Annotated in this window: 18 protein-coding genes; 15 read left to right on the top strand and 3 right to left on the bottom strand. The window is 57.0% G+C overall.

Going from position 1 to position 25,479, the window contains the following annotated elements; translation table 11 throughout:
• The first annotated feature begins 16 nt into the window (after nt 1–16).
• The 3 genes from ACYASS_RS11080 to ACYASS_RS11070 all read left to right on the top strand — a co-directional run bounded on the left by ACYASS_RS11080 (nt 17) and on the right by ACYASS_RS11070 (nt 2,817).
• The gene (locus ACYASS_RS11080; protein WP_463586132.1) at nt 17–331 is read left to right on the top strand and encodes an ArsR/SmtB family transcription factor; all 315 of its coding nucleotides are present in this window, start codon (nt 17–19) and stop codon (nt 329–331) included.
• A 248-nt stretch (nt 332–579) separates the two neighbouring features.
• Nucleotides 580–1,746, top strand: a complete 1,167-nt coding sequence (locus ACYASS_RS11075) for an MFS transporter (RefSeq protein WP_463586131.1) — start codon at nt 580–582, stop codon at nt 1,744–1,746.
• A 21-nt stretch (nt 1,747–1,767) separates the two neighbouring features.
• Complete coding sequence (locus ACYASS_RS11070; protein ID WP_463586130.1) at nt 1,768–2,817, top strand: alkene reductase; 1,050 nt, start codon at nt 1,768–1,770, stop codon at nt 2,815–2,817.
• Nucleotides 2,818–2,914: 97 nt separating this feature from the next.
• Here ACYASS_RS11070 and ACYASS_RS11065 read toward each other — a convergent pair whose 3' ends face one another.
• The 3 genes from ACYASS_RS11065 to ACYASS_RS11055 all read right to left on the bottom strand — a co-directional run bounded on the left by ACYASS_RS11065 (nt 2,915) and on the right by ACYASS_RS11055 (nt 5,881).
• Nucleotides 2,915–3,769 carry an ATPase gene (locus ACYASS_RS11065; RefSeq protein ID WP_463586129.1) on the bottom strand — a complete coding sequence of 285 codons (855 nt, stop codon included), beginning with the start codon at nt 3,767–3,769 and terminating at the stop codon, nt 2,915–2,917.
• A gap of 77 nt (nt 3,770–3,846) precedes the next feature.
• Nucleotides 3,847–4,839 carry an NAD-dependent epimerase/dehydratase family protein gene (locus ACYASS_RS11060; protein WP_463586128.1) on the bottom strand — a complete coding sequence of 331 codons (993 nt, stop codon included), beginning with the start codon at nt 4,837–4,839 and terminating at the stop codon, nt 3,847–3,849.
• A 142-nt stretch (nt 4,840–4,981) separates the two neighbouring features.
• The gene (locus tag ACYASS_RS11055; RefSeq protein WP_463586127.1) at nt 4,982–5,881 is read right to left on the bottom strand and encodes a LysR family transcriptional regulator ArgP; all 900 of its coding nucleotides are present in this window, start codon (nt 5,879–5,881) and stop codon (nt 4,982–4,984) included.
• Between the two features lie 130 nt (nt 5,882–6,011).
• Here ACYASS_RS11055 and ACYASS_RS11050 point away from each other — a divergent pair, with 130 nt between their 5' ends.
• The 12 genes from ACYASS_RS11050 to ACYASS_RS10995 all read left to right on the top strand — a co-directional run bounded on the left by ACYASS_RS11050 (nt 6,012) and on the right by ACYASS_RS10995 (nt 25,459).
• Nucleotides 6,012–6,614: a LysE/ArgO family amino acid transporter gene (locus tag ACYASS_RS11050; protein WP_463586126.1), complete on the top strand. Its 603-nt coding sequence runs from the start codon at nt 6,012–6,014 to the stop codon at nt 6,612–6,614.
• A 362-nt stretch (nt 6,615–6,976) separates the two neighbouring features.
• Nucleotides 6,977–7,558 carry a superoxide dismutase gene (locus ACYASS_RS11045; RefSeq protein ID WP_027900293.1) on the top strand — a complete coding sequence of 194 codons (582 nt, stop codon included), beginning with the start codon at nt 6,977–6,979 and terminating at the stop codon, nt 7,556–7,558.
• Between the two features lie 305 nt (nt 7,559–7,863).
• Nucleotides 7,864–9,915: a putative bifunctional diguanylate cyclase/phosphodiesterase gene (locus ACYASS_RS11040; RefSeq protein ID WP_463586125.1), complete on the top strand. Its 2,052-nt coding sequence runs from the start codon at nt 7,864–7,866 to the stop codon at nt 9,913–9,915.
• Nucleotides 9,916–10,234: 319 nt separating this feature from the next.
• Nucleotides 10,235–11,593 (top strand): imelysin family protein, encoded by a 1,359-nt coding sequence (locus tag ACYASS_RS11035; protein WP_463586124.1) that lies wholly within the window; start codon nt 10,235–10,237, stop codon nt 11,591–11,593.
• Nucleotides 11,594–11,830: 237 nt separating this feature from the next.
• Entirely contained in the window at nt 11,831–12,715 is an 885-nt protein-coding gene (locus ACYASS_RS11030; protein ID WP_463586123.1) for a DUF4123 domain-containing protein, read from the top strand.
• Nucleotides 12,712–16,188, top strand: a complete 3,477-nt coding sequence (locus tag ACYASS_RS11025; RefSeq protein WP_463586122.1) for a toxin VasX — start codon at nt 12,712–12,714, stop codon at nt 16,186–16,188. The genes ACYASS_RS11030 and ACYASS_RS11025 overlap by 4 nt, the downstream gene beginning before the upstream one ends.
• On the top strand, nt 16,178–17,236 hold the full coding sequence (locus ACYASS_RS11020; protein ID WP_463586121.1) for a DUF6708 domain-containing protein: 1,059 nt from the start codon (nt 16,178–16,180) through the stop codon (nt 17,234–17,236). The genes ACYASS_RS11025 and ACYASS_RS11020 overlap by 11 nt, the downstream gene beginning before the upstream one ends.
• 118 nt (nt 17,237–17,354) lie before the next feature.
• Nucleotides 17,355–18,782, top strand: a complete 1,428-nt coding sequence (locus ACYASS_RS11015) for a di-heme oxidoreductase family protein (RefSeq protein ID WP_463586120.1) — start codon at nt 17,355–17,357, stop codon at nt 18,780–18,782.
• 33 nt (nt 18,783–18,815) lie between these two features.
• Nucleotides 18,816–19,880, top strand: a complete 1,065-nt coding sequence (locus ACYASS_RS11010) for an imelysin family protein (protein ID WP_463586119.1) — start codon at nt 18,816–18,818, stop codon at nt 19,878–19,880.
• A gap of 16 nt (nt 19,881–19,896) precedes the next feature.
• Nucleotides 19,897–20,994 carry a DUF1513 domain-containing protein gene (locus ACYASS_RS11005; RefSeq protein WP_122663194.1) on the top strand — a complete coding sequence of 366 codons (1,098 nt, stop codon included), beginning with the start codon at nt 19,897–19,899 and terminating at the stop codon, nt 20,992–20,994.
• A gap of 237 nt (nt 20,995–21,231) precedes the next feature.
• Nucleotides 21,232–22,383 (top strand): efflux RND transporter periplasmic adaptor subunit, encoded by a 1,152-nt coding sequence (locus tag ACYASS_RS11000; protein WP_463586118.1) that lies wholly within the window; start codon nt 21,232–21,234, stop codon nt 22,381–22,383.
• A gap of 13 nt (nt 22,384–22,396) precedes the next feature.
• Nucleotides 22,397–25,459 (top strand): multidrug efflux RND transporter permease subunit, encoded by a 3,063-nt coding sequence (locus ACYASS_RS10995; RefSeq protein ID WP_463586117.1) that lies wholly within the window; start codon nt 22,397–22,399, stop codon nt 25,457–25,459.
• The last annotated feature ends 20 nt before the right edge of the window (nt 25,460–25,479 follow it).

Genomic DNA, 25,479 nt, shown 5'->3' with positions numbered 1-25,479 from the left:
CCATATTGAGAACGACATGCCTATCGACCTCGACGAAATAATAAAAGCCCTGGCCCACCCTGTTCGCCGGGAGATTCTTGTCTGGCTGAAGGACCCGCTCAGTTGCTTTCCGGACCAGACCCACTCGACGGAAAACGGCGTGTGCGCAGGTCAGATCGATCAGCGCGCCGGGCTTTCGCAATCCACGGTTTCTGCCCACCTGGCAACGCTGCAGCGTGCCGGGCTGATTACCAGCAAGAAAGTGGGGCAATGGAGTTTTTTCAAGCGTAACGAAGAAGTGATTGCGGCCTTCGTCGAAGCGCTGCTGCTGGAGCTGAATCCGCCGTCCTGAACAGTTCGAAATAACCTGTAGGAGCCAACTTGTTGGCGAGGCTGCGGCCTTGCTTACACAGAAACACCGCCTCGCGAACAAGTTCGCTCCTACCGAGGCAACCAGACAGCACAGAATTTTAGGTAGGAGCCAACTTGTTGGCGAGGCATTGGACCTGCGTAAGAAGAACTACCGTCTCGCCAACAAGTTGGCTCCTGCAGGAACTGTGTTTCTTCAGGAAAACATCAACCATCAACAGGAGACGCCCAGTGCCTCTTTCACTGTTTATTCTGGCGCTTAGCGCCTTCGCCATCGGGACGACTGAATTCGTCATCATGGGCTTGCTGCCCGAAGTCGCTGCCGATCTGGGCGTCTCGATTCCAGGCGCAGGCTGGCTGGTAACCGGCTATGCGCTAGGCGTAGCGATCGGTGCGCCGTTCATGGCCATGGCCACCGCCAGGCTGCCGCGCAAAGCCGCACTGGTCACGCTGATGGGCATCTTCATCGTCGGTAACCTGCTGTGTGCCATCGCCGCCGATTACAACGTATTGATGTTTGCCCGCGTGGTCACTGCGCTGTGCCATGGCGCCTTCTTCGGGATCGGTTCGGTGGTGGCAGCAGGTCTGGTGCCCGCCAATCGTCGCGCTTCGGCCGTTGCGTTGATGTTCACCGGCCTGACCCTGGCCAACGTGCTCGGCGTACCGCTGGGCACCGCGCTGGGCCAATACGCTGGCTGGCGCTCGACCTTCTGGGCGGTCACCGTCATAGGCGTGATTGCATTGATCGGCCTGATCCGTTTTCTGCCAACCAACCGCGAAGAGCTCAAGCTCGACATGCGCGCCGAGCTTGCCTCGCTAAAAGGCGCAGGGATCTGGCTTTCACTGAGCATGACCGCCCTGTTCTCGGCCTCAATGTTCACCCTGTTCACCTACGTCGCGCCGTTACTGGGCGAAGTCACTGGCGTATCTCCGAACGGTATCACCTGGACGCTACTGCTGATCGGCCTGGGCCTGACCGTAGGCAACGTGATCGGCGGCAAGCTGGCTGACCGTCGCCTGGCCGCGACCTTGATCGGGGTGTTCATCGCCATGGCCGTTATTTCCACCGCCTTGAGCTGGACCAGCATCGCATTGATCCCGACCGAAATTACGTTGTTCCTTTGGGCCACCGCAGCGTTTGCTGCAGTGCCAGCCTTACAGATCAACGTGGTGACATTCGGCAAGGCAGCACCAAACCTGGTGTCGACCCTGAACATCGGTGCGTTCAACGTCGGCAACGCATTGGGCGCATGGGTCGGCGGCAGCGTTATTGCTCACGGCTTCGGCCTGACCAGCGTGCCATTGGCCGCCGGAGCGCTGGCCGTGCTCGCACTGATCGTGACTTTGATTACTTTTCGTCAGGGCGGCAATGCCGATCTGGCTCCGGCTACCAACTGATCAATTAAGAGGGTTTCACACATGACAACTATCTTTGACCCGATCAAGCTAGGCGACCTGCAACTCGCCAACCGTATCGTCATGGCGCCGCTGACTCGCTGCCGCGCCGATGACGGTCGTGTACCGAACGCGATGATGGCGGAGTATTACGTACAGCGCGCGTCGGCAGGCCTGATCATCAGCGAAGCCACTTCAGTCACGCCAATGGGCGTTGGCTATCCGGATACACCAGGCATCTGGTCCAGCGATCAGGTGCGTGGCTGGAGCAACATCACCAAAGCAGTACACGGCGCAGGCGGCAAAATCGTGCTGCAGCTGTGGCACGTCGGGCGCATTTCCCACCCGTCGTACCTCAATGGCGAAACCCCGGTCGCGCCAAGCTCCATCAAGCCTGAAGGTCATGTCAGCCTGGTTCGCCCGCTGTCGGATTACGTCACCCCTCGCGCACTGGAACTGGCGGAAATCGCCGACGTGGTTGACGCCTATCGTACCGGCGCGGAAAACGCCAAAGCTGCTGGCTTTGACGGTGTAGAGATTCACGGTGCCAATGGTTATCTGCTGGATCAGTTTCTGCAGAGCAGCACCAACCAGCGTACCGACCAATACGGCGGCTCTCTGGAAAACCGCGCGCGCCTGATGCTCGAAGTGGTCGATGCGGCAATTGAAGTGTGGGGCGCTGGCCGTGTGGGCCTGCATCTGGCACCACGTGCCGACTCTCATGACATGGGTGACGACAACCTGGCTGAAACCTTCAGCTATGTAGCTGCCGAGATGGGCAAACGAGGCATCGCGTTCATCTGCTCTCGCGAGCGCGAAGCGGGCGACAGCATTGGTCCACAGTTGAAAAAGGCTTTCGGCGGCGCGTACATCGCCAACGAGAAATTCACCAAGGACAGCGCCAATGCCTGGCTGGCCAATGGTTCAGCCGACGCTGTGGCGTTCGGCGTGCCTTTCATTGCCAACCCTGACTTGCCAGCACGTTTGAAGCAGGATGCGCCGTTGAACACTCCGCATCCGGAGACGTTCTACGGTAAAGGGCCAGTGGGTTATATCGATTACCCGGCGTTGTAATACATCTGCAGGAGCAAACTTGTTAGCGAAGCTTTGGACCTGACCACTCAGGAAAATCGCTTCGCGAACAAGCTCGCTCCTACCGGGGATACGGCTGTTACCGGCGTGCATTCACCTGCTGTGACAGGTTCTGAATCTGGCTCTGCAGCGTGTTGATGTTGCGGGTCATCTGAGCACGGAAGGCGTCGAATTCAGCAGTGTTGCTGCTGGCTGCCGCTGGAGCCGGACGGTTTTCCTGCTCGCTTTTAAGCACGATCAAATCCTGCTCAAGACGCTCGATGGTTGCCGTCGGGTTGCCCTGTTTCTTCAGTGCAGCGACATCGGCGCTGAGGCTTTTAAGCTGGGTGTCGACTTGAGCGAGATCACCCTGAGCCGCTTTATGATCCGGAATCGAAGCCTTCACCGCTGCTAACTCGGTGGTGACGGCTTTAAGCTGTTCCTGCAGTTGCGTATTGCTCGTCTGCAACTGCGTCGCCTGCGTCGTGATCTGTTCCAGACGCTGCTGCAACTGGTTCTGCTGCCCGGTTGTGCCTTCCTGCTGTTTATCCTGGTCAGCCAACTGGTCTTCGATCAGCTTGATGCGCTGCTTGAGCGCCTCTCCGTCCACCGCCACTGATTCAGTCGCGACGACTTTGCCGGAGATGTCCTGTAAACGGCCGGCGGCTTCTTCGCTGATCCGTGCAAAGCTTTCCTGAGTCGCAACCAGCTGTTGCTCCATCAACGAAATCTGCTGAAAACTCCACCAGCCCAAGCCACAAAAGGCTATGAACAGCGCACCCACCAATGCCCAAAGAGGGCCGGTGCTTGGCCCTTTGACCTTTACTACGGGCGTGTCACGGGAATACACCGTCGTGCGTTTGCGTGCACCGGCGGTGGGCGCAAAGTCGTCGTCATCGTCCTTGGCGCTGAGATTCGGAACGTCATCGACGTCGTCGTAAGGATCGTTACGCATGAATAACCCTGTCTAAAACCGTGATGAAAATGCTCGAAGTTCGCGAGTATAACCGCTGCAGCCGCAGCCTAAAGCGCTCACCTGTGTTGTTGCGTTTGCCACCAGTCACAAAACTCATCCAGCGCCGTCCATAGGCTGACCTGTGGGTCGTAGTCCAGATAGTGCCGGGCGCGGCCAATGTCCAGAGTGAAATCCTTGCTCATGACCTGCATGCCCAACCGCGACAGCGTAGGTTCGGGACGTCCGGGCCAAAGCATGCACGCCGCTTCGTTGATCGCGGCAGCGGAGTAAGCCAGGCCGTACGAACGATACCGTGTGACCTGCGGCAACTGCATGCGACGCATCACGTAATTGACGGCATCCCACAGCGGCACCGGCGTGCCATTACTAATATTGTAGGCCTTGCCCAACGCCGACCTGTCAGCCAGCAGACTGCTGATCAGGGCCTGGTTAAGGTTATGAATGCTGGTGAAGTCCACCTTGTTCAAGCCATTACCGACAATCGACAGACGCTTCTTGCGCTGCATGTGCAGCAGCCGCGGGAAGAGGCTGGTATCGCCTGCCCCGGTTACAAAACGCGGGCGCAAGGCGATGACTTCCAGACCAAACTCTTCTGCGCCAAATACCTTTTGCTCAGCCATATATTTGCTGGCGGCGTAGTGGCTCTTGAAGCGCTTGGGTACGCGCTCCTCATTGATATCCAGATGCGAGTTGCCATCAAAATAGATCGAAGGCGACGATAAATGGACCAGCCTTCTGACCCTTTGTTTCAGGCAGGCCTCAACGATGTTCTCAGTGACTTGCACGTTACCCTGCAAGAAGTCCTGCTTGCGCCCCCAGACGCCCACCGAGCCAGCGCAATGCACCACTGCATCGACATCGGCACATAGCACGCGGACCAGATCAGGGTTGATCAAATCCCCCTGGATGAATTCAGCACCGCGCTTGACCAGGTGCGCGACACCTTCGGCACGACGGCCATTGACCCGCACGCTAAAACCCTGCTCCAGGGCGAACCGCGCAAAGCGCCCGCCAATAAAGCCGCTTGCGCCGGTGACCAGAATTTTCATTTACCGCTCCGTTAGAGATTTTTTTGCTTGTATCAAAAACACAGGTCTATCTGGTTTACAGAGATTCTGTAGGAGCCAACTTGTTGGCGAAGCGGTGTGTCAGGTACGGCGCCTCGCCAACAAGTTAGCTCCACAGGCCCAGTCATCGCACTTGTAGCGGCACCAGCCACTGCCCCGCCTGCTGCGCCAGATGCTCTGTCAATCGGGTCAATAACTGCCCGCCATTACGCCAATGATGCCAGTACAAAGGCACGTCCACCGGCTTGTCTGCGGCCAACTCCACCAGCGAACCCCGCTTGAGTTGCTCGCGCACCTGTATTTCCGGAACCAGCCCCCAGGCTACTCCGGCCTCAGTCATGCGCAAAAAACCTTCTGAAGAAGGACAGACATGATGCTCGAATCCCCCTTCAACCCCCAATGACGCCAGGTAGCGATGCTGTAGAAAGTCATCAGGCCCGAACACCAGAGCCGGAACCCGGGCGAGTTTTTTCGCATCGACACCCTCGGAAAAGTGACGTGCAATAAATGCAGGACTGGCCAGGCCACGATAGCGCATGGCACCCAGTAACAGGCTGCGCGCACCGGCAACCGGTCGTTCGCTGGCACACAAGCAGGCGGCTACATCGCCAGCCCGCATGCGTTTGAGACCGACGTCCTGATCTTCAACGACCAGATCGAGCAACAGATTGTTCTGCGCGCAAAAATCGCCAATCGCAACCGCCCACCATGTCGCCAGACTGTCGGCGTTCAAGGCGATACGCAGGCGCTCCGGCATCCCCTCTTCATCCAGTGCCGGTACCTGACTTTGCAGGTCACGCTCCAGCAGCCGCACTTGCTGAACATGGTTGAGCAAGCGACGCCCGATATCAGTGGGACTGGGTGGAGTGGCACGGATCAACACGGGCTGACCCACGCGCGCTTCCAGCAGTTTGATCCGTTGGGACACCGCAGACTGAGATAATCCCAATACCTGCGCGGCACGCTCGAACCCCGCCTGCTCGATCACCGCCGCCAGGGCAGAAAGCAGTTTGTAGTCGAACATCATTTTTCCTAATGAGCGATCAGCAAGATTTGTTTTTCTTATACATCGCTGAGTACCACACTTGCCACACAAACCTGCTGGCCATTCAGGCTTCGAGGCAGACGGTTAAATACGCTGGAGCATACATCTCATGTGGCAAAGTTATCTCAATGGTCTGCTGGTCGCTGGCGGATTGATCATGGCTATCGGCACTCAGAACGCCTTTGTTCTGGCGCAAAGCCTGCGTCGCGAACATCATTTACCTGTAGCGATGGTGTGCATTATCTGCGATGCAATCCTCATCGCGGCCGGTGTGTTTGGGCTGGCCAATGTGCTGGCACAGAATCCGACATTGCTGGCAGTCGCACGCTGGGGCGGCGTGGTGTTTTTACTCTGGTACGGCAGCCTTGCCTTGCGGCGTGCCTGCTCAAGCCAGAGCCTGCAAAAAAGCGAGATCATAGGCCAGCGCTCGCGCCGGGCTGTCCTGCTCAGCGCCTTGGCCGTGACCTTGCTAAACCCTCACGTCTACCTCGATACGGTATTGCTGGTCGGCTCGCTGGGTGCTCAACAAAGTGTGCCTGAAGCTTATGTTGTGGGTGCGGCCAGTGCGTCATTGCTGTGGTTCAGCACCCTGGCGCTCGGCGCGGCCTGGCTGGCTCCATGGCTTGCCCGCCCTGCCACCTGGCGAATGCTGGACCTGATGGTCGCGGTGATGATGTTCAGTGTTGCCCTTCAATTGATCAGGGCTGCGTAAATCCATAACGCTAAATGCAAAACCCTGTGGGAGCAGAGCTTGCTCGCGATAAATGATAACGCGGTGTGTCTTCTGGCTGCGTCTCATGTATCGCGGGCAAGCCTCGCTCCCACAGGGTTGTTTTTGCAGTGCGACATCTTCGGTGTCAAAAACACAAAGCGATCTCCTCAGGAGATCGTTTCCATTAATCAAATCCTCTGGAACCTCTATCCCACACAGTTGTTGCGTGGTTAACGGGCAGACCCGGTGCTATGATCCTGACCCTGCGCCGCAAAGAGTACAAACTCGCCGGTGCATGTTCTGTCTGGCCGCCCGTGATCGGCCTTGCGCTCACCGCAACTGACCTGATTAGGAGATAAACCATGGCTTTTGAATTGCCGCCGCTGCCGTACGCTAAAGATGCTCTGGTACCGCACATTTCCGCAGAGACACTGGAATATCACCACGACAAGCACCACAACACCTACGTCGTGAACCTGAACAACCTGGTGCCTGGCACCGAGTTCGAAGGCAAAACCCTGGAAGAAATCATCAAGACCTCTTCGGGTGGCATCTTCAACAACGCCGCTCAGGTCTGGAACCACACGTTCTACTGGGAATGCCTGGCGCCAAACGCTGGCGGCGAACCTACCGGCGCACTGGCTGACGCAATCAATGCGGCTTTCGGCTCGTTCGACAAGTTCAAAGAAGAATTCAGCAAAACCTCTATCGGCACCTTCGGTTCCGGCTGGGGCTGGCTGGTAAAAAAACCTGACGGCTCCCTGGCTCTGGCCAGCACCATCGGTGCAGGCAACCCAATGACTAGCGGCGACACCCCGCTGCTGACCTGCGATGTGTGGGAACACGCTTACTACATCGACTACCGCAACCTGCGTCCAAAGTACGTGGAAGCGTTCTGGAACCTGGTCAACTGGGACTTCGTAGCGAAGCAATTCGCTGCCTGATTTCAGATCCAGTCAAGAAAACCCGGCATTGCCGGGTTTTTTTTCGTCGGCAAACTGTATTTTAGGTATTGTCAGCGAGCGATAGCGGACTAATATCATTCGCTTGGGTTTTCAAGATTTCGTTCAAGTTTCAAAGGTTTTTGTCCGACACAGTGAGAATGCCTGACTTTGCGATAAAGTCGGGACGGAGCAGGGAAGCAGGTGACGAGGAGCAAAATCGCTGTTTGGCGATCTCGTTCTGGCTCAACTGTTTTTTGATGGTTGCAAAGGCTTGATGCACCCAGCACGGATTAAGGAATAGCCATTTGAAGCTGGAACTCAAAAACAGCCTGTCAGTAAAGTTGCTGCGTGTGGTGCTGCTTTCTGCACTGATCGTAGGCGTGGTCTTGAGTTGTGCGCAGATTGTCTACGATGCGTACAAGACTCGGCAGGCAGTGGCCAGCGATGCGGAACGAATACTGGACATGTTTCGTGACCCGTCGACTCAGGCCGTTTACAGCCTGGACCGGGAAATGGGCATGCAGGTCATCGAGGGCCTGTTTCAAGACAACGCGGTGCGGATGGCGTCTATCGGGCATCCGAACGAAACGTTGCTCGCCGAAAAATCGCGCCCCCTCAAAGCCTCCTCCACCCGCTGGCTGACCGACCTGATTCTCGGCCAGGAGCGCAGCTTCACCACCCAACTGGTTGGCCGCAGTCCCTACAGCGAGTATTACGGTGACTTGCGCATCACGATGGACACCGCAACCTACGGCGAAGGCTTCATCATCAATGCGGTGATCATTTTCATATCAGGCGTCCTGCGGGCTCTGGCCATGGGGCTGGTGTTGTACCTGGTTTACCACTGGCTACTGACCAAACCGCTGTCGCGCATCATCGAACACCTGACCAATATCAACCCGGATCGCCCCAGCGAACATCAGTTGCCCCTGCTCAAGGGCCATGAGAAAAACGAACTGGGCATCTGGGTCAATACCGCCAACCAACTGCTGGCCTCAATCGAGCGCAACACGCATTTGCGCCATGAAGCCGAAATAAGCCTGCTGCGTATGGCGCAGTACGATTTCCTGACCGGCTTGCCCAACCGCCAGCAATTGCAGCAGCAACTGGACAAGATCCTGATCGACGCCGGCCGCCTGCAACGCCGTGTTGCGGTGTTGTGTGTCGGGCTGGACGACTTCAAAGGGATCAACGAGCAATTCAGCTACCAGACCGGCGACCAACTGCTGCTGGCTCTTGCGGATCGTCTGCGCGGGCATAGCGGTCGGCTCGGTGCACTTGCGCGTCTGGGCGGTGACCAGTTCGCGCTGGTTCAGGCTGACATTGAACAACCTTATGAAGCCGCCGAACTGGCACAGAACATCCTTGATGATCTGGAAGCCCCCTTTGCCTTGGGCCAACAGGAAATCCGTCTGCGCGCCACCATTGGCATCACCCTCTTCCCGGAAGACGGTGACAGCACTGAAAAGCTCCTGCAAAAAGCCGAACAGACCATGACCCTGGCCAAGTCGCGCTCGCGCAACCGCTATCAGTTTTATATCGCCAGCGTGGACAGCGAAATGCGTCGGCGCCGGGAGCTGGAAAAAGACCTGCGCGAAGCCCTGCCGCGCAATCAGCTGTTCCTGGTGTATCAGCCGCAAATCAGCTATCGCGACAACCGGGTGGTCGGTATCGAAGCCCTGATTCGCTGGCAGCATCCGGAACATGGCATGGTTCCCCCGGATCAGTTCATCCCCTTGGCAGAGCAGAACGGCTCGATTATCGCGATTGGTGAATGGGTGCTGGATCAGGCCTGTCGTCAGTTGCGCGAATGGCATGATCAGGGCTTCACCGACCTGCGCATGGCGGTCAACCTGTCGACTGTGCAGTTACACCACTCGGAGTTGCCGAGGGTGGTCAATAATCTGATGCAAATTTATCGCCTGCCGCCCCGTAGCCTGGAGCTGGAGGTCACCGAAACCGGCCTGATGGAAGACATCAGCACCGCCGCCCAGCATTTGCTGAGCTTGCGCCGCTCCGGAGCGCTGATCGCCATTGACGACTTTGGTACCGGCTATTCGTCCCTCAGTTACCTGAAGAGCTTGCCGCTCGACAAAATCAAGATCGACAAGAGCTTCGTGCAGGACCTGATTGATGACGATGACGACGCAACCATCGTACGCGCCATCATTCAACTGGGGAAAAGCCTGGGTATGCAGGTCATCGCTGAAGGGGTGGAAACTGTCGAACAGGAGGCCTACATCATTTCCGAAGGCTGTCACGAGGGTCAGGGTTATCTGTACAGCAAACCGCTTCCGGGCCGAGAGCTGCTGGCTTATCTGAAACAGGCACAGCGCAGTAAGGCCGAGGTTTTGTAGGCGCCCATTGTGGGAGCCGGGCTTGCCCGCGATAACGGCAACCTGATTTATCTGAGATAACCGTATCGCCTGCATCGCGAGCAAGCTCGGCTCCCACAATGCTATGCCGAACCTTGCGAAGTAGCCCAGACCAGGCATTGCTGTCACAGAATCCCTCATCAATCGGTCTTGTAGGCGACACCCTTTGTTACAAGCCCGCCTCCGCTCATCTTTTCCTCAAAGGCAATAGGCCTTTACACCGAATGCAAATCTTTCGCATTATGTTGCAGCTTTTTTTGGGCGCCTGGCGCCTTGAACCCTCTAGACGCAGGATTCCGTCATGATTCGTATGCCATTGGCAACCGCTAGTCTGCTGGCCATCGCTATTTCCCTCGCTGGTTGTGGCGACGAGAAAAAAGCTGCAGCGCCAGCCACCGCTTCCGCACCGGCTCCAGCGCCTGCTGCTGCACCCGCGCCCGAAGCGGCTGCTCCGACACCAGCTGCGCAGTCCAGTGACGCTGCAGCCAAGGCAGTCGTCGCCAACTACGCCAACATGGTTTCCGCCGTATTCAGCGACGCTGAAGCCGCTGCTAAAACCCTGCAGACTGCGATCAACGAATTCCTCGCCACCCCGAATGACAAAACCCTCAAAGCTGCCCGCGACGCCTGGGTTGCTGCGCGCGTGCCTTACATGCAGAGCGAAGTATTCCGCTTCGGCAACACGATCATCGACGACTGGGAAGGACAGGTTAACGCCTGGCCCCTGGACGAAGGCCTGATCGACTACGTTGCCAAAGACTACCAGCACGCGCTGGGTAACCCGGGCGCCACTGCCAACATCATCGCCAACACTGAAGTACAGGTCGGCGAAGACAAGGTAGACGTAAAAGAAATCACCCCTGAAAAACTCGCCAGCCTGAACGAGCTGGGCGGCTCGGAAGCCAACGTCGCAACCGGCTACCACGCCATCGAATTCCTGCTGTGGGGTCAGGACTTGCACGGTAACGGTCCTGGCGCGGGTGAGCGTCCAGCTTCCGACTACATTGAAGGCGCAGGCGGCACTGGCGGCCATAACGACCGTCGTCGTGCCTACCTGACAGCGGTGACTGACTTGCTGGTCAGCGATCTGGAAGAAATGTCCAACAACTGGAAGCCAGGCGTTGCCGACAACTATCGCGCCAGCCTGGAAGCCGAAAGCGGCGAGAGCGGCCTGCGTAAAATGCTCTTCGGCATGGGCAGCCTGTCTCTGGGCGAGCTGGCTGGTGAGCGCATGAAGGTGGCACTGGAAGCCAACTCCAGCGAAGACGAGCACGACTGCTTCAGCGACAACACCCACAACTCCCATTTCTACAATGGCAAAGGCATCCGCAACGTATACCTGGGCGAGTACACCCGTGTAGACGGCACCAAAGTCAGCGGGCCAAGCCTGTCGTCGCTGGTCGCCAAAGCCGATCCAGCCACCGATGCCACCCTGCGCGCTGACCTGGACGCTACTCAGGCCAAGCTGCAAGCCATCGTCGACCAAGCCAACAAAGGTCAGCATTTCGACCAGTTGATCGCGGCTGGCAACACTGAAGGCAACCAGATCGTTCGCGACGCCATTGCCGCTCTGGTCAAACAGACCGGCGCCATCGAGCAAGCCGCTGGCAAGCTCGGCATCACCGACCTGAACCCGGACAATGCCGATCACGAATTCTGATCGGCGGAGTTTGAGCGTTCGCTGATGAATGCTTCGGACGGGTGAACTTGAGAAGTGCCAGTTGGCTTTGCTGACTGGCATTTTTTTATGGCTGTGGATTGCCACTTAGGCTATTGGAGCGGGACGATTCTGCGAGTGTTGTAAGCCCTTTCCGAAACGCCATTTCAGGGTTGTAGCAACCTTCCCCCACCACGAATATGCGCGCTTTCCTATAGCCATTGAGCAAGGCGCGCCTCGATGAAATCTCTCGAATCCGGCCCGGATGACCTGCCGTGGTCGCAAAATGGCTACCTTCTGTTCAACGCCGTACGAACCGGCGACCTGCTGAAGCGGCTTTATCAGTGGAACCCCGGTGTCGACTGCCATCCGCTGTTTCTTGGAACCCGGTTCAAAGAGCTGCTGGATATGTCGCCCGTTGTGGTGGCCGTTGAAGACCAATACGACCCGACATTCGGAGCATTTCTGGAGAACGCGCAAAAGCTCTGGGGCCTCCTGCTGTTCAGCGATGCCAATAAACGTGAGGTTGTCGATCATTTGCGCTGGCTGGTCAGCGTTGATGAGCCGGTCGGCAAAGCAACCCTGCTTAACCTGTCAGACCCGCAAGTCGCCAACGCCTTGTTCGAGCTATATCCCTCGCACACCGATAACGCCCTGTTCGGCCCCATTGAGCATGTATACGCGATAGACCGCTTTGAAGAGCGATGGCGCCATCACCGGCGTCTCGGAACACCCGCGACCAACGACCATCAGACGCTCTATCGCCTGAGCGAAGCTCAGATCGAAGCGCTGGATGAGCTCAGCTTTCGCGCCGTCGTGATCAACATCGAACTCCACGCATGTCGGCATTTTCCTGAGTTTCAGGCGCAGCTCGATTCCCGACAGCGCTTCGCGTATTTCCTCGAAATGGCCAAGGGCGCATATGAGCGTGGCTTTCACAGCGAAAGCGATCTGTTGCACTTCGTAAACGTCATGCAATTTCTCCATAGCCAACCGCCTGATGCCCATCCAGACATCACTACTCTGCTGTACCAAAGCTCATCGCTGACGCCTTCGCAACGGGTACAGAAAGCCAATCTGCTCGCCCTGGAGCGAGCCCGACAATCGCGAGGAACGCAGCCATGACCGGTAAACGTCTGCCCAAGGAAGATCGCGCTTACTGGGAAGCCCGAAGCGGCAGCCACAAGGACGCTCGCACCAGTATCGGAACCTGCCCGCTGATGGGTAAGAAAATCCAGCTGCTACCGCTGCGATATGGTCGGGTAGAACGACTGACCAGCAAAGTAGATACAGAATCCTATCAAGGGCTACAGCGGCCAATTGGTCTGCGGCTGATTCGCGACGGTTTTCTGTACGTCATCGAAGAAACCACCAACACTCTGCATGAGTACCGCATAGAGAATGGCGCGCCCGTAAAGTTGTTGTGGCAAGGTAATGATGTCACCCAGGACGAACGCACTCACGCCACCGGCGAATCGACACTCATCTTCGCCCGTAACAGTGTTTTGCATGTTGCGTATTCGGAGCTGCAATGGACTGCTGCGAAATGCGCCCACGTCATTTCCAGCAGCCCTGACCGCTTTTACTTCATGCAACAAGTGGATCTGGCTGAAGCGAACTGCGAAAACGGCGGCAAGCATCTTCGGGTTCAAAAGCAGATCAAAACAACCGTTGCCGAACTGGCCGAACAACCGGCACCGCAGTGCCCGACGCCGGATGCGCCCGCCGAAGAAAGCCAGGACTACGCGTGGGAACATCAGCCGCTGTTCCGTGAAGCTCATATTGGCGAACTCAAGGATTCACTGAACGCGCTGTACCAATTCGACCATCTGTACCTGATTCTGGAAGACAGTCTCGGCATCATGCGCGACCTTGCCGAGGAACAGGATACGGTTGTCGGCTGGATCGAAGAGTGGACTCAACGCCACAACAACGAAATGCGATACGTGGTGGGCAGCTATATCGACACCCTGATGACGCTGGGCGAGAACAACGCTCTACGGCCTGACGCAACATCGGATCTGTTCGAAAAAACCACCCTGGAACAACGCACGTTCATTTACGACTACATCAATGCCCGGAATCAGTGGCGTTGGGAGAAGAGCCAAGGCCTGGAAGTACCCCGCGGAGAAAACGGAAACTATTCGTCAATGCGCGGTGCACACCTGCGCGAGCGATCTGAAACAGTTATCGCCAAACGTCAGATGGACGAGAAACACCGGCAAATGGTCGATGCGCTGGGCGAGCCGCTCCACAAGAACCTTGAGGATGAAATCGAGGCCCTCGAAGACAGCAGCATCGGCACGCTGCAAGGCGTAGGTCTAGGCTCGCGGGGTATTTTCGATCTGGTCCGGCATGAGGAAATGCAGCGCTATCTAAAACGCGAACGCCTCCACCTCAAACGCTGGACCGAGCGCCTCGACGCCATCACCCACGACCGAACCCGGTTATTCACATTGGGAGAATTTCATCGCAGCGCGTGGTATTTCGACCCAGAGCATCCCGAACAACTGAACAACGCCCTCGCGACAGAGTTCAACTGCACCCGCGACTTGTGCCGCACCGATGAAGCGCTGGAGAAGATCGCCGCGTACTTTCATGACAAGCCGTTTTACGTACTGCCAGTGTTTTATGGTCGGCTGAATCTGGATTTTCTGCGGGTCAAATCAGGCGCGTTGATAAAACTCCTGGACGACATGCGGGGCTTTACAGATGGCCTGGCCGACGCTGAAAAACGGATATCCGATATCGGCCACATAATGGGCAGCCACTGGAGCAAAAGCCTGCAAATCAAAGGCCGCGCTCATTCACTTCATCAAGCCGTTAGCGCGACTTACATCCCCGCTATCGCACTCGGCATGGAAAAATGGCTGGCGCAGATGCAGGCCAAACTCGAAACGCCTGCCATTCATCAGCAGATGGACAACTTCAAGACTTTCACCAACCGTGGGCAAAGGCTGGGTATGTTGGTTGCCCTGCAACAGGAAGGCGCCCACCTGAAAATCGCCAGCGCCGACGATGTCGAGAAATTCACTCACAACTTCACCCGCCTGGTTCATCTGCTTGAACGTGAAGAGCAAATCAAGGCAGATCGCAAAAACTGCGACAAACTCACTCGTAAACGCATGCTGAGCGAAGAAGAACGCTACGGATACCAGGTCCGTAAAGAAGCGTTCAGCAAAGAGTTACTCGCGACACGCAACGAGCGTTCGGCGGTGGTGAGACAACTGGAAGACGGTATTACTCCGACCAGCACGCTTGGTGCGGGGCGAGTCGGGGTACAACTGGATATCAGCCCTGAGAATCTCGCAGCGTTGAATGATGAGACGAGACGTTTTAGGGCTGGGGCGATGCGGGGCTATGCGACTGAGGGCTCGACGAAGGTTGCACTTAAGAGTGGGTTCGTGCCGTTGTTGGCGGTGGGGTTGCAGATCGGAAATCTGGGGGAGGCTTGGAGGGTATGGGAAGCGAGAAGACCAAATGATCCCACTTTATTCAAGCACGCCTTTGTATTGGCCGGCACTATTTCTAGCATCGCATCAGCCACACTTTCACTCTATCAAACTATACATATTGCGCTGATCGACAAAGCATTACATTCAATTATACAAGTGAATGATTCTACTGCTGGAATGCTGTTCGCTGCCCGAGCCGGCAAGTTAGGGCTGGGCCTTGGAATGGCCATTGCGCCTATGGCACTTTTCGGTGCACTTGGCACCACACTCGACAATTGGGACAAGTGGCAACAGGCTTTTCTCACAGGCACACCAGGAGAGAAAGCAGGGGCCATTGCGGCATTGACTGGCGACATCGGATCTACAAGTGTCAGTGGCACTGCCACTTTCAAAGCCTTTTTTGAAGTATCAGGCTTACGCCAAGACTTCATCAACGCCCCGCTAAATGAAAGAAAAATCTCGCTAGCGAAATCGTGGGCGACACGAGGATCTCGATTCCTTCAATTTTCTATGCGCCTTACACCATTAGGACTTGCATTTACAGCACTGCAACTAGGCGGAGAAACCTTATACAACTACAACAATCTCGACGAGCAGCAACGTTGGATGCTGGGGTGCTGGTGGGGGCTGAAACCGGAAAACTGGGATTGGCTGACACACACCCAAAAACTGGCTGAAGCTACCCTGTCGCCGCAGGTACTAGATAAAGGGGTTCATCGTCTGCTGCTTACAGACGAACCTGTACGCAAACTGCATCTCGTTTTGCCCGGGGTCAATCTCCAAACCTTCGACGATACGTCTCTGCGCTGGAGCGCTCGACTGCAAAAAAATCAAAATGAATGGGACGCTGGTCACTCTCTAGCCTCGCTAATACGAGTGGTCTCTGATCGCCCTCTGATTTTGCAATTGGATATTCCTGAGCAATGGCTAGGTCTGCAATCTCAATTACAACTGCGATTAATGGTCAGACCCGCAGTTGCATCCAGTTATCTGAAAGCGGATGCCGGTCACTTGTACTATCGCATCCCACTGTCTCTGGACGTCGTTAATAGTAAGCCAATTAGTGCCTTTTCTGTTACCCCGAAGCCCACAGAGGCCTTCCAGGAAATACAGATCACTCGGAAGCACTTAAATGAAATCTGATAAATATTGGCGGTTACCACGAGCTGGAGACCTAGAGTCGAAAACCGACCACGAAAGCTTTTATTTATCTCCTAAACCCGTGCCTACGGGCGCTACAGCGTTTAGCTCAAGAAATTTGAACAGGGAATCGAACCCTACATTTATGGACTTCGCTTCCGGATCCGCCAACGTAGAGTTCGGAGTAAGAGGATGGATCGGATCAACAGCAATGATAATTCTCTTTTTCGGAATGATCGGTTTTGCGCTAGGCGCGTATGACTATATAAAATACGGAAGTCCGCTGCTCAGCATCGTCGTTATGCTCCTATTGCCTAATTGGTTTGTATGGGGTGTTCTATCCTTTATATCGCTAATAAACGGATATTTATTCCTCCGCACAATCCATCAACAAACCACCTCTCCCCCCATCCGCTTCAACCGCCAACGCCGCGAAGTCGCCTACGTCCCCAAACGCGGTCAGCCACCGCGTTTCATCCCATGGGAAGAAGTCATCGCCTGCGTGACCAGCGGCAAGGTCGTTACCCAATACGGTGTACATAACAGCTTCTCGCTGATGATCGGACTTCGGGATTCGGAAATTGGCGATGTGGTGTGGATAACTGTGCCAACGGGCTCGCTCACATTGGCTATCAGTGAATGGGAGGCCATTCGCGGTTACATGGAGGAAGGCCTTAGTGCCCTGCCAAGGTCTGTAAGCGAGGAATTTGAAGAAGGGACCGTCGCGTATTTCCATTATTGCCGCGAGGTGTATCGCGACAATCACTGGTACATCACCTACCTGCTGGGCTTCGTTCTTATCCAGTTCTGCAGCGGCTGGACTCTGCCCTGCCATATCGCGGCCTGGGTGGAGCGATTGCCCAAAACCAGCTTTCCGAAATCGGTGCTCGACTGGTCTAAACCGCTACCGCAAGATGAATGGAAGCAACCCAGCGATGAATTGATCGAACAGAGCAAGGCTGTCCGCAAAAGCCTGCGCAAGGGTAAAAGTCTTTTTGAGCATTTTCGAGAAGAATGCAGTTCTAGAACCGAAATGGGGAAAAGTGCCTGACCAACGATTTCGTAACAATACATTGCACCCACCAAGGCAAACGATAATCCCTCTTATTCAAAAAGGACGAGGCTGTTAAGCTTGCACGCCCCGATTTTTGGCTCGTTGCAGGATGGTTATGGCTACGCGGCTGCGTCCCTTTGTTGTGTTGCTCAGTGCCCTGATGATGGGTGCGTGCGATGACGCCCCGCGTTTCACGCAGGCAGAGCCTGGCGAGGCGTTGGCGGGGGGCAGAGCGACTGTGAACAAGCGGGATGTGAATGCGTTCTCGATGCCGTCGGCGAATCTGTCGCCTGCGCGGCGTCTGGACTTCAGCGTAGGCAACAGTTTCTTCCGCAGCCCCTGGGTGATCGCCCCGTCCACGACCACCGCCCGTGACGGGCTGGGGCCGCTGTTCAATACCAACGCGTGCCAGAACTGCCATATCAAGGATGGTCGCGGTCATCCTCCCGAGCCCAATGACGTCAATGCCGTGTCGATGCTGGTACGCCTGTCGATCCCTGATGATCCGGCTCAGGCAGAGCTGATCAAGAAGAATGGCGTGCTGCCCGAGCCAACTTACGGCGGGCAGTTGCAGGACATGGCAGTGCCAGGTGTCGCCCCGGAGGGTCGTGTACGCATCGAGTACGAGCCCATGCCGGTCAGGTTTCGCGATGGCACGGTGGTCGAGTTGCGCAAGCCGACTTTGAGCATCACTCATCTGGGCTACGGCCCGATGCACCCGCAAACCCGCGCCTCGGTGAGGGTGGCCCCGGCAATGATTGGCCTTGGGCTGCTGGAAGCGATTCCCGACGCGGCGATTCTGGCCAATGCTGATCCCGACGACAAAGACGGCGACGGCATTAGCGGTCGCCCGAACTGGGTGTGGGACGATGAGCAACAGACCGTCGTCATGGGCCGGTTTGGCTGGAAGGCCGGGCAGCCCAATCTGAATCAACAAAACGTACATGCGTTTTCCGGCGATATGGGTCTGACGACCAGCCTGCGTAATTTCGACGATTGCACGCCCGTACAAACCGACTGCCTTGCGGCTCCCAACGGCAATGGCCCGGACGGCGAGCCGGAGGTCAGCGACAACATTCTGCGGCTGGTGCTGTTCTATAGCCGTAACCTGGGCGTGCCTGCCCGTCGCAACATAGAAAATCCCCAGGTGCTTACCGGTAAAAACCTGTTCTACAAGGCGGGCTGCCAGCAATGCCATACGCCACAATTCAAGACGCGTCATGATGCCGCCGAGCCGGAACTGGCCAATCAGGTAATCCGCCCCTACAGCGACCTGTTATTGCATGACATGGGCGATGAGTTGGCTGACAATCGCACCGAATTTCAGGCGACAGGCCGCGAATGGCGCACGCCGCCTTTGTGGGGCATAGGCCTGACGCAAACCGTCAGCGGCCACACTCAGTTTTTGCACGACGGACGCGCCCGCAATCTGCTCGAAGCGGTGCTCTGGCACGGAGGCGAAGCACAAGCCGCGCAACGGCAGGTATTGGCTTTCGATGCCGAACAGCGCGCAGCACTGCTGGCGTTTCTGAATTCGTTATGACTTCTTTCATTTAAAAACCATAAGGAGCCGGACATGTTCCGTCCCAAGTTGCTCTTCACCAGCCTTGCCGCGCTCGCCCTGGGTGCCTGCGCACCGTCGGACCCGCAAGCGGTCACCTCGGCAGCGATTGCCAAGCAAGTGATCCTGCCGACCTACAGCCGCTGGGTTGATGCTGATCGCAAGTTGGCGACTAGCGCTTTGGCTTTCTGTGAGGGCAAGACTGATCTGGCCACCGCCCGTGCCGATTTCCTCTACGCCCAGAAGACCTGGGCCGAGTTGCAGCCGTTGCTGATCGGGCCTTTGGCCGAAGGTAATCGCTCCTGGCAGGTGCAGTTCTGGCCAGACAAGAAGAATCTTGTCGGCCGTCAGGTGGAACAACTGGTGACGGCCCAGCCGCAGATCAGCCCTGACGCACTGGCCAAGTCCAGCGTGGTGGTCCAGGGCCTGTCCGCTTATGAATACATCCTGTTCGATGCGGCCATCGACATGGCCAACCCCGAACAAAAAGCCCGTTATTGCCCATTGCTGACGGCGATTGGCGAACGCCAGAAAGCCCTGGCTGAAGAGATCCTCAGCCGCTGGAACAGCAACGACGGGATGCTCGCGCAACTGAGCAAATTCCCCAACCAGCGCTATGCAGATTCCCACGAAGCCATCGCCGAGCTGCTGCGTGTGCAAGTCACCGCACTGGATACCCTGAAGAAAAAACTCGGTACACCACTGGGTCGCCAGAGCAAAGGCCAGCCGCAGCCATTCCAGGCGGACGCATGGCGTAGCCAATCATCCCTGAGCAGCCTCGAAGCAAGTCTGGGAAGCGCCCAGACGGTGTGGGCCGGCGTGGACAACAAAGGTTTGCGTGGCCTGTTGCCCGCCGAGCAGAAACCGCTGGCAGACAAGATCGACGCTGCTTACGCAGCCAGTCGCAAACTACTGTCGGAGCTCAAGCCGCCGCTCGCCGATTTGCTGGCCAGTGAAGAGGGTCGCCAACAGTTGAACGCCTTCTACGACAGCCTCAACGTCGTGCATCGTCTGCATGAAGGTGAATTGGCCAAGGCACTGGGCATCCAGTTGGGCTTCAACGCCAACGACGGCGACTGACCGGGAGATCACGATGATGTTGCGACGCCAGGCCCTGGCACTCGGAAGCCTGTTGCTCAGCGCCTGCACCTTGGGCGGCTGGACACTTTTCCGGCAGAAAGGCCAAAGCCCGCTGCTGTTGTCCGCGCGCGACGATGGCGACGGGCAGCATTACGCCGTGGGTTATCGTCTGGATGGCCAGCAGGTGTTTGCAACGCAGGTCGGCCAACGCTGCCACGACATCATCAATCATCCGACGCTGAGTCTGGCGCTGTTCGTCGCCCGTCGGCCGGGCACAGAAAGCTATCTGATCGACCTGAATGACGGGCGCTTGCTGCAAACCATTCACTCGCAGCCTGATCGACATTTTTACGGCCACGCGGTGATCCACAGCAGCGGCGAATGGCTGTACACCACCGAGAATGACACCACTGATCCAGGACGTGGATTGCTTGGTGTGTATCGGTTTGTCGACGAACGTCTGGTGCATACCGGAGAAATTTCTACCCATGGCATAGGCCCGCATCAGGTGTCATGGATGCCGGATGGCGAAACGTTGGTGGTGGCCAATGGCGGGATCCGGACCGAGGCTGAGAGCCGCGTCGAGATGAACCTGAATGCCATGCAACCGAGCCTGGTCCTGATGCAGCGCGACGGCACGTTGCTGAGCAAGGAAACCCTGGCGCAACCCATGAACAGCGTTCGTCACCTGGGTATCGCCAGCGACGGCACCATCGTGTCCGGTCAGCAATTCATGGGCGATGCTCACGAATCCTCGGAGCTGCTGGCAATCAAACGTCCGGGCCAGCCATTTGTGGCTTTCCCGGTACCAGAGCAGCAACTGGCATCCATGGGGCACTACACCGCCAGCGTTGCGGTACATAGCGAGTTGCGGCTGATAGCGCTCACTGCACCGAGGGGCAACCGGTTTTTCATCTGGGACATGGACAGCGGCGCAACACGCCTCGACACCGCCCTGCCCGACTGCGCCGGGGTGGGTGCGGTAAAAGATGGTTTTGTAGTGACCTCCGGGCAAGGCCGTTGCCGCTTTTACGACTGCCGCCAAAACGAGCTGCTCGCCAAGCCTCTGGAACTGCCTGCGGGGCTTTGGGATAACCATCTGCATTTGGTGTGATGCCTTGGGATTTTGCAGGAGCTGCCGAAGGCTGCGAAAGCTCTCGCCTGACACAACGCCATCGCAGCCTTCGGCAGCTCCTACAGGTCCTCTGCTAGCGCCAGAGATTTCTCGGCTGTAGGAAAACTCAGCACACACTGAAAGCACGTCTTTTACTGTACCGACCTGCACGCTCTCGCTGTAATATCCGGCAATGTCGCTCGCCGGGCTCACCCGGTTTTCTCCAAGGAAATGGATATGCTGCGTCGCCGGATGCTGATCATGCTCGGGGTTGTGTTGCTTGTAGTGCTGCTGCTCGCGGCCTACAAGGCGTTTTCTGTCTATCAGCAGATTCAACAGTTCACGGCCCCCAAACCACCCATCAGTGTCGCTGTTGCGACCGCCAGCGAACGGCCTTGGCAGAACCGCCTGGCCGCCATCGGCTCGCTCAAGGCGCTGCAAGGCGTGGAGCTGAGTCTGGAGATCGCGGGGACGGTCAAGACCGTGCAGTTTGAGTCAGGGCAAAAAGTCCGTATCGGGCAGCCTCTGTTGCAACTGGACAGCGACGTCGAAAAGGCCCTGCTGGGCACCGCAGAAGCTGATCTGGGACTGGCTCAGGTCGAGTACGGCCGCGGCAGCCGGCTGGTCGGCGACCAGGCCATCTCCAAAGGTGATTTCGACAAACTTGCAGCCCAGTTCAAAAAAGCCAGCGCTACTGTCGCGCAACTCAATGCCTCTCTGGCGAAGAAACGCATTCTGGCACCCTTCAGCGGCACGATCGGGATTCGCCAGGTGGATGTTGGTGATTACCTCGCCAGCGGAACCGTGATCGCTACGTTGCAAGACTTGAGCAGCCTGTACGTGGACTTCAATGTGCCCGAACAGGCGCTGCCAAAACTGACAGTCGGGCAAACCGCGCTGGTGAACGTAGCGGCCTACCCGAACCAGAGTTTCGAGGCCACGATCAGCGCAATCAATCCCAAGGTCGACGAGGCCACGCGCAACGTGCTGATTCGCGCCACCTTGCCCAATCCGCAGAGCACCTTGCTCCCCGGCATGTTCGCCAATCTGCAGGTATTGCTCCCCGGCCCGAAAACTCAGGTGGTCATTCCCGAAAGCGCCATCACCTACACGCTTTATGGCAACTCGGTTTACGTCGTCTTGCCGAAGAAAAACTCCGAAGGCACGCCAGAGAAAGACGCTAAAGGCGAACTACAGCTGATTGTCGAACGTCGTTTCGTCGAGACCGGCGAGCGCCGCGACGGGCTGGTCATCATCACCAAGGGCCTCAAGGCAGGTGAACAAGTAGTCAGCGGCGGGCAGCTGAAACTGGATGCCGGTGCACACGTCGCCATCAGTGCAGATCAGACACTGCAAGCCGAACAGAACAGCCAGCCGCAGGTTGACTGATCAAGGAATACTCATGGCTTTTACAGATCCGTTCATTCGTCGCCCGGTCCTCGCCACGGTGGTCAGCCTGCTGATCGTACTGCTGGGTTTTCAGGCCTTCAGCAAGCTGACCATTCGCCAGTATCCGCAGATGGAAAATGCCCTGATTACGGTCACCACGGCCTACCCCGGTGCCAATGCTGAAACCATCCAGGGCTATATCACTCAACCCTTGCAGCAAAGTCTGGCCAGCGCCGAGGGCATTGACTACATGACATCGGTGAGTCGCCAGAATTTTTCCGTTATTTCCATCTATGCGCGGATCGGTGCCGACAGCGATCGGCTGTTCACCGAGTTGCTGGCCAAGGCCAACGAAGTAAAAAACAAATTACCTCAGGACTCTGAAGACCCGGTACTGAGCAAGGAGGCCGCCGATGCGTCGGCATTGATGTACGTCAGCTTCTACAGCTCTGAACTGAGTAACCCGCAGATCACGGACTACCTGTCGCGTGTCATACAACCCAAGCTTGCAACACTACCGGGCATGGCAGAAGCACAGATCCTCGGCAATCAGGTATTTGCCATGCGCCTCTGGCTCGACCCGGTGCGTCTGGCAGGGTTCGGACTGACGGCCGCCGACGTGACCACCGCCGTCCGGCGCTACAACTTTCTGGCCGCTGCCGGTGAGGTCAAAGGCGAATATGTGGTCACCAGCATCAATGCGACCACCGAGCTGAAATCCGCAGAAGCTTTTGCCGCCATCCCACTCAAGACCGCAGGCGACAGCCGGGTTTTGCTCGGTGACGTGGCGAGGGTAGAAATGGGCGCGGAAAACTACGACACCGTCAGCTCTTTCGACGGCACACCGTCGGTGTATATCGGGATCAAAGGCACACCCAGCTCCAACCCTCTGGATGTCATCAAAGAGGTACGGCGCATCATGCCGGAGCTGGAAAGTCAGCTGCCGCCCAACCTGAAAGTTTCCATCGCTTACGACGCAACGCTGTTCATTCAAGCATCCATCAACGAGGTGGTTAAAACCCTGATTGAAGCGGTACTGATCGTCATCGTTGTGGTGTTCCTGTTTCTCGGGGCTCTACGCTCAGTAATGATTCCGGTCATCACCATTCCCCTGTCGATGATCGGTGTCCTGTTTTTCATGCAACTGATGGGCTACTCCATCAACTTGCTCACACTACTGGCAATGGTGCTGGCAATCGGGCTGGTGGTGGACGACGCAATCGTCGTCGTGGAAAACATTCACCGGCACATCGAAGAGGGAAAAACACCCTTCGATGCCGCTATAGAGGGGGCCAGGGAAATAGCCATGCCGGTGGTGTCGATGACTGTCACCCTGGCGGCGGTTTATGCCCCTATCGGCTTTCTGGAAGGATTGACCGGTGCGCTGTTCAAGGAGTTCGCTCTCACTCTGGCGGGCGCGGTGGTGATTTCGGGCGTGGTTGCCCTGACCCTTTCGCCCATGATGTGCGCCCTGCTTCTGCGTCGCGACGAGAACCCCACCGGCCTTTCACACAAGCTCGATCAGGCATTCGAGAGGCTGAAGCGGCGCTACCAGCGGATGCTGCACGGCACCCTGGACACACGTCCGGTGGTGCTGGTCTTCGCGGTTATCGTGCTCTGTCTGATTCCGGTACTGCTCAAGTTCACCAAGTCAGAGCTCGCGCCCGACGAGGATCAGGGCATCATTTTCATGATGGCGACGTCACCGCAGCCCACCAACCTGAACTACATCAACACCTACACCGACCAGTTCATCAAGATCTTCAAGGAGTTCCCCGAGTACTACTCCTCGTTCCAGATCAATGGCTTCAACGGCGTGCAGACGGGCATAGGCGGTTTCCTGCTCAAACCATGGGACGAGCGCAATCGCACACAGATGGAGATCCTCCCCGAGGTCCAGGCACGACTGGCAGACATCAGCGGTTTGCAGATCTTCGGTTTCAATCTGCCGTCGCTCCCAGGCACCGGCGAAGGTCTGCCTTTTCAGTTCGTTGTTAATACCGCGAACGACTACGCGTCATTGTTGCAAGTTGTCGAACGGATCAAGGCACGGGCGACCGAGTCTGGAAAATTTGCGTTTTTGGACATCGACCTCGCCTTCGACAAGCCCGAAGTTGTCGTCGATATAGACCGCGCAAAGGCTGCGCAAATGGGTGTCTCCATGCAAGACCTCGGAGGCACGCTGGCGACCCTGCTGGGCGAACAGGAAATCAACCGGTTCACCATCGAAGGCCGCAGCTACAAGGTTATTGCTCAGGTCGAGCGCCCCTATCGTGACAACCCCGGCTGGCTCAACAATTATTACGTGAAAAGCAGCGATGGCCAGCTACTGGCGCTATCGACGCTGATCAAAGTGACTGACCGGGCCCGCCCTCGGCAATTGAATCAGTTCCAGCAACTGAACTCGGCGATCATTCAGGGCTTTCCCATCGTCAGTATGGGAGAGGCCATCGAAACAGTCCGACAGATCGCCAGTGAAGAAGCTCCGGCCGGTTATGCCTACGACTACGCAGGCGCGTCCAGACAATACGTGCAGGAAGGCAGCGCCTTGTGGGTTACCTTTGCGATGGCGCTGGCGATTATTTTTCTGGTACTGGCCGCTCAGTTCGAAAGCTTCCGCGACCCGCTGGTGATTCTGGTCACGGTTCCGTTGTCGATTTGTGGGGCTTTAATCCCGCTGTTCCTCGGCCTGTCGAGCATGAACATCTATACCCAGGTGGGTCTGGTGACACTGATAGGCCTGATCAGCAAACACGGCATCCTGATCGTCGAGTTCGCCAATCAATTACGTCGCGACAAGGGCCTGTCAGTTCGCGAGGCCGTTGAAGAAGCGGCAGCCATCCGTTTGCGTCCGGTCTTGATGACGACGGCTGCCATGGTCTTCGGCATGGTGCCGCTGATCCTGGCAACGGGCGCCGGGGCTGTCAGCCGCTTTGATATCGGTATGGTCATCGCCACCGGGATGTCGGTCGGGACTTTATTCACCTTGTTTGTACTGCCCTGCGTCTACACCCTGCTCGCAGCGCCTGATAAAAAGCCTGTGACAGGTCCGGAACCAGAACCCCACGCGGACTAACGCCGGACACAACAAGGCCC

This window comes from Pseudomonas sp. HP_14 (assembly GCF_055283875.1).
The sequence above is the reverse complement of the archived record's forward strand: the minus strand, read 5'-3'. Positions and strand labels throughout refer to the sequence as shown.

Excerpts from the sequence above, each read along its gene's own strand:
- ACYASS_RS11080 (WP_463586132.1), top strand. The coding sequence starts at position 17 with ATGCCTATCGACCTCGACGAAATAATAAAAGCCCTGGCCCACCCTGTT.
- ACYASS_RS11070 (WP_463586130.1), top strand. The coding sequence starts at position 1,768 with ATGACAACTATCTTTGACCCGATCAAGCTAGGCGACCTGCAACTCGCC.
- ACYASS_RS11065 (WP_463586129.1), bottom strand. The coding sequence starts at position 3,769 with ATGCGTAACGATCCTTACGACGACGTCGATGACGTTCCGAATCTCAGC.
- ACYASS_RS11060 (WP_463586128.1), bottom strand. The coding sequence starts at position 4,839 with ATGAAAATTCTGGTCACCGGCGCAAGCGGCTTTATTGGCGGGCGCTTT.
- ACYASS_RS11055 (WP_463586127.1), bottom strand. The coding sequence starts at position 5,881 with ATGTTCGACTACAAACTGCTTTCTGCCCTGGCGGCGGTGATCGAGCAG.
- ACYASS_RS11050 (WP_463586126.1), top strand. The coding sequence starts at position 6,012 with ATGTGGCAAAGTTATCTCAATGGTCTGCTGGTCGCTGGCGGATTGATC.
- ACYASS_RS11045 (WP_027900293.1), top strand. The coding sequence starts at position 6,977 with ATGGCTTTTGAATTGCCGCCGCTGCCGTACGCTAAAGATGCTCTGGTA.
- ACYASS_RS11035 (WP_463586124.1), top strand. The coding sequence starts at position 10,235 with ATGATTCGTATGCCATTGGCAACCGCTAGTCTGCTGGCCATCGCTATT.
- ACYASS_RS11030 (WP_463586123.1), top strand. The coding sequence starts at position 11,831 with ATGAAATCTCTCGAATCCGGCCCGGATGACCTGCCGTGGTCGCAAAAT.
- ACYASS_RS11025 (WP_463586122.1), top strand. The coding sequence starts at position 12,712 with ATGACCGGTAAACGTCTGCCCAAGGAAGATCGCGCTTACTGGGAAGCC.
- ACYASS_RS11020 (WP_463586121.1), top strand. The coding sequence starts at position 16,178 with ATGAAATCTGATAAATATTGGCGGTTACCACGAGCTGGAGACCTAGAG.
- ACYASS_RS11015 (WP_463586120.1), top strand. The coding sequence starts at position 17,355 with ATGGCTACGCGGCTGCGTCCCTTTGTTGTGTTGCTCAGTGCCCTGATG.
- ACYASS_RS11010 (WP_463586119.1), top strand. The coding sequence starts at position 18,816 with ATGTTCCGTCCCAAGTTGCTCTTCACCAGCCTTGCCGCGCTCGCCCTG.
- ACYASS_RS11005 (WP_122663194.1), top strand. The coding sequence starts at position 19,897 with ATGTTGCGACGCCAGGCCCTGGCACTCGGAAGCCTGTTGCTCAGCGCC.
- ACYASS_RS11000 (WP_463586118.1), top strand. The coding sequence starts at position 21,232 with ATGCTGCGTCGCCGGATGCTGATCATGCTCGGGGTTGTGTTGCTTGTA.
- ACYASS_RS10995 (WP_463586117.1), top strand. The coding sequence starts at position 22,397 with ATGGCTTTTACAGATCCGTTCATTCGTCGCCCGGTCCTCGCCACGGTG.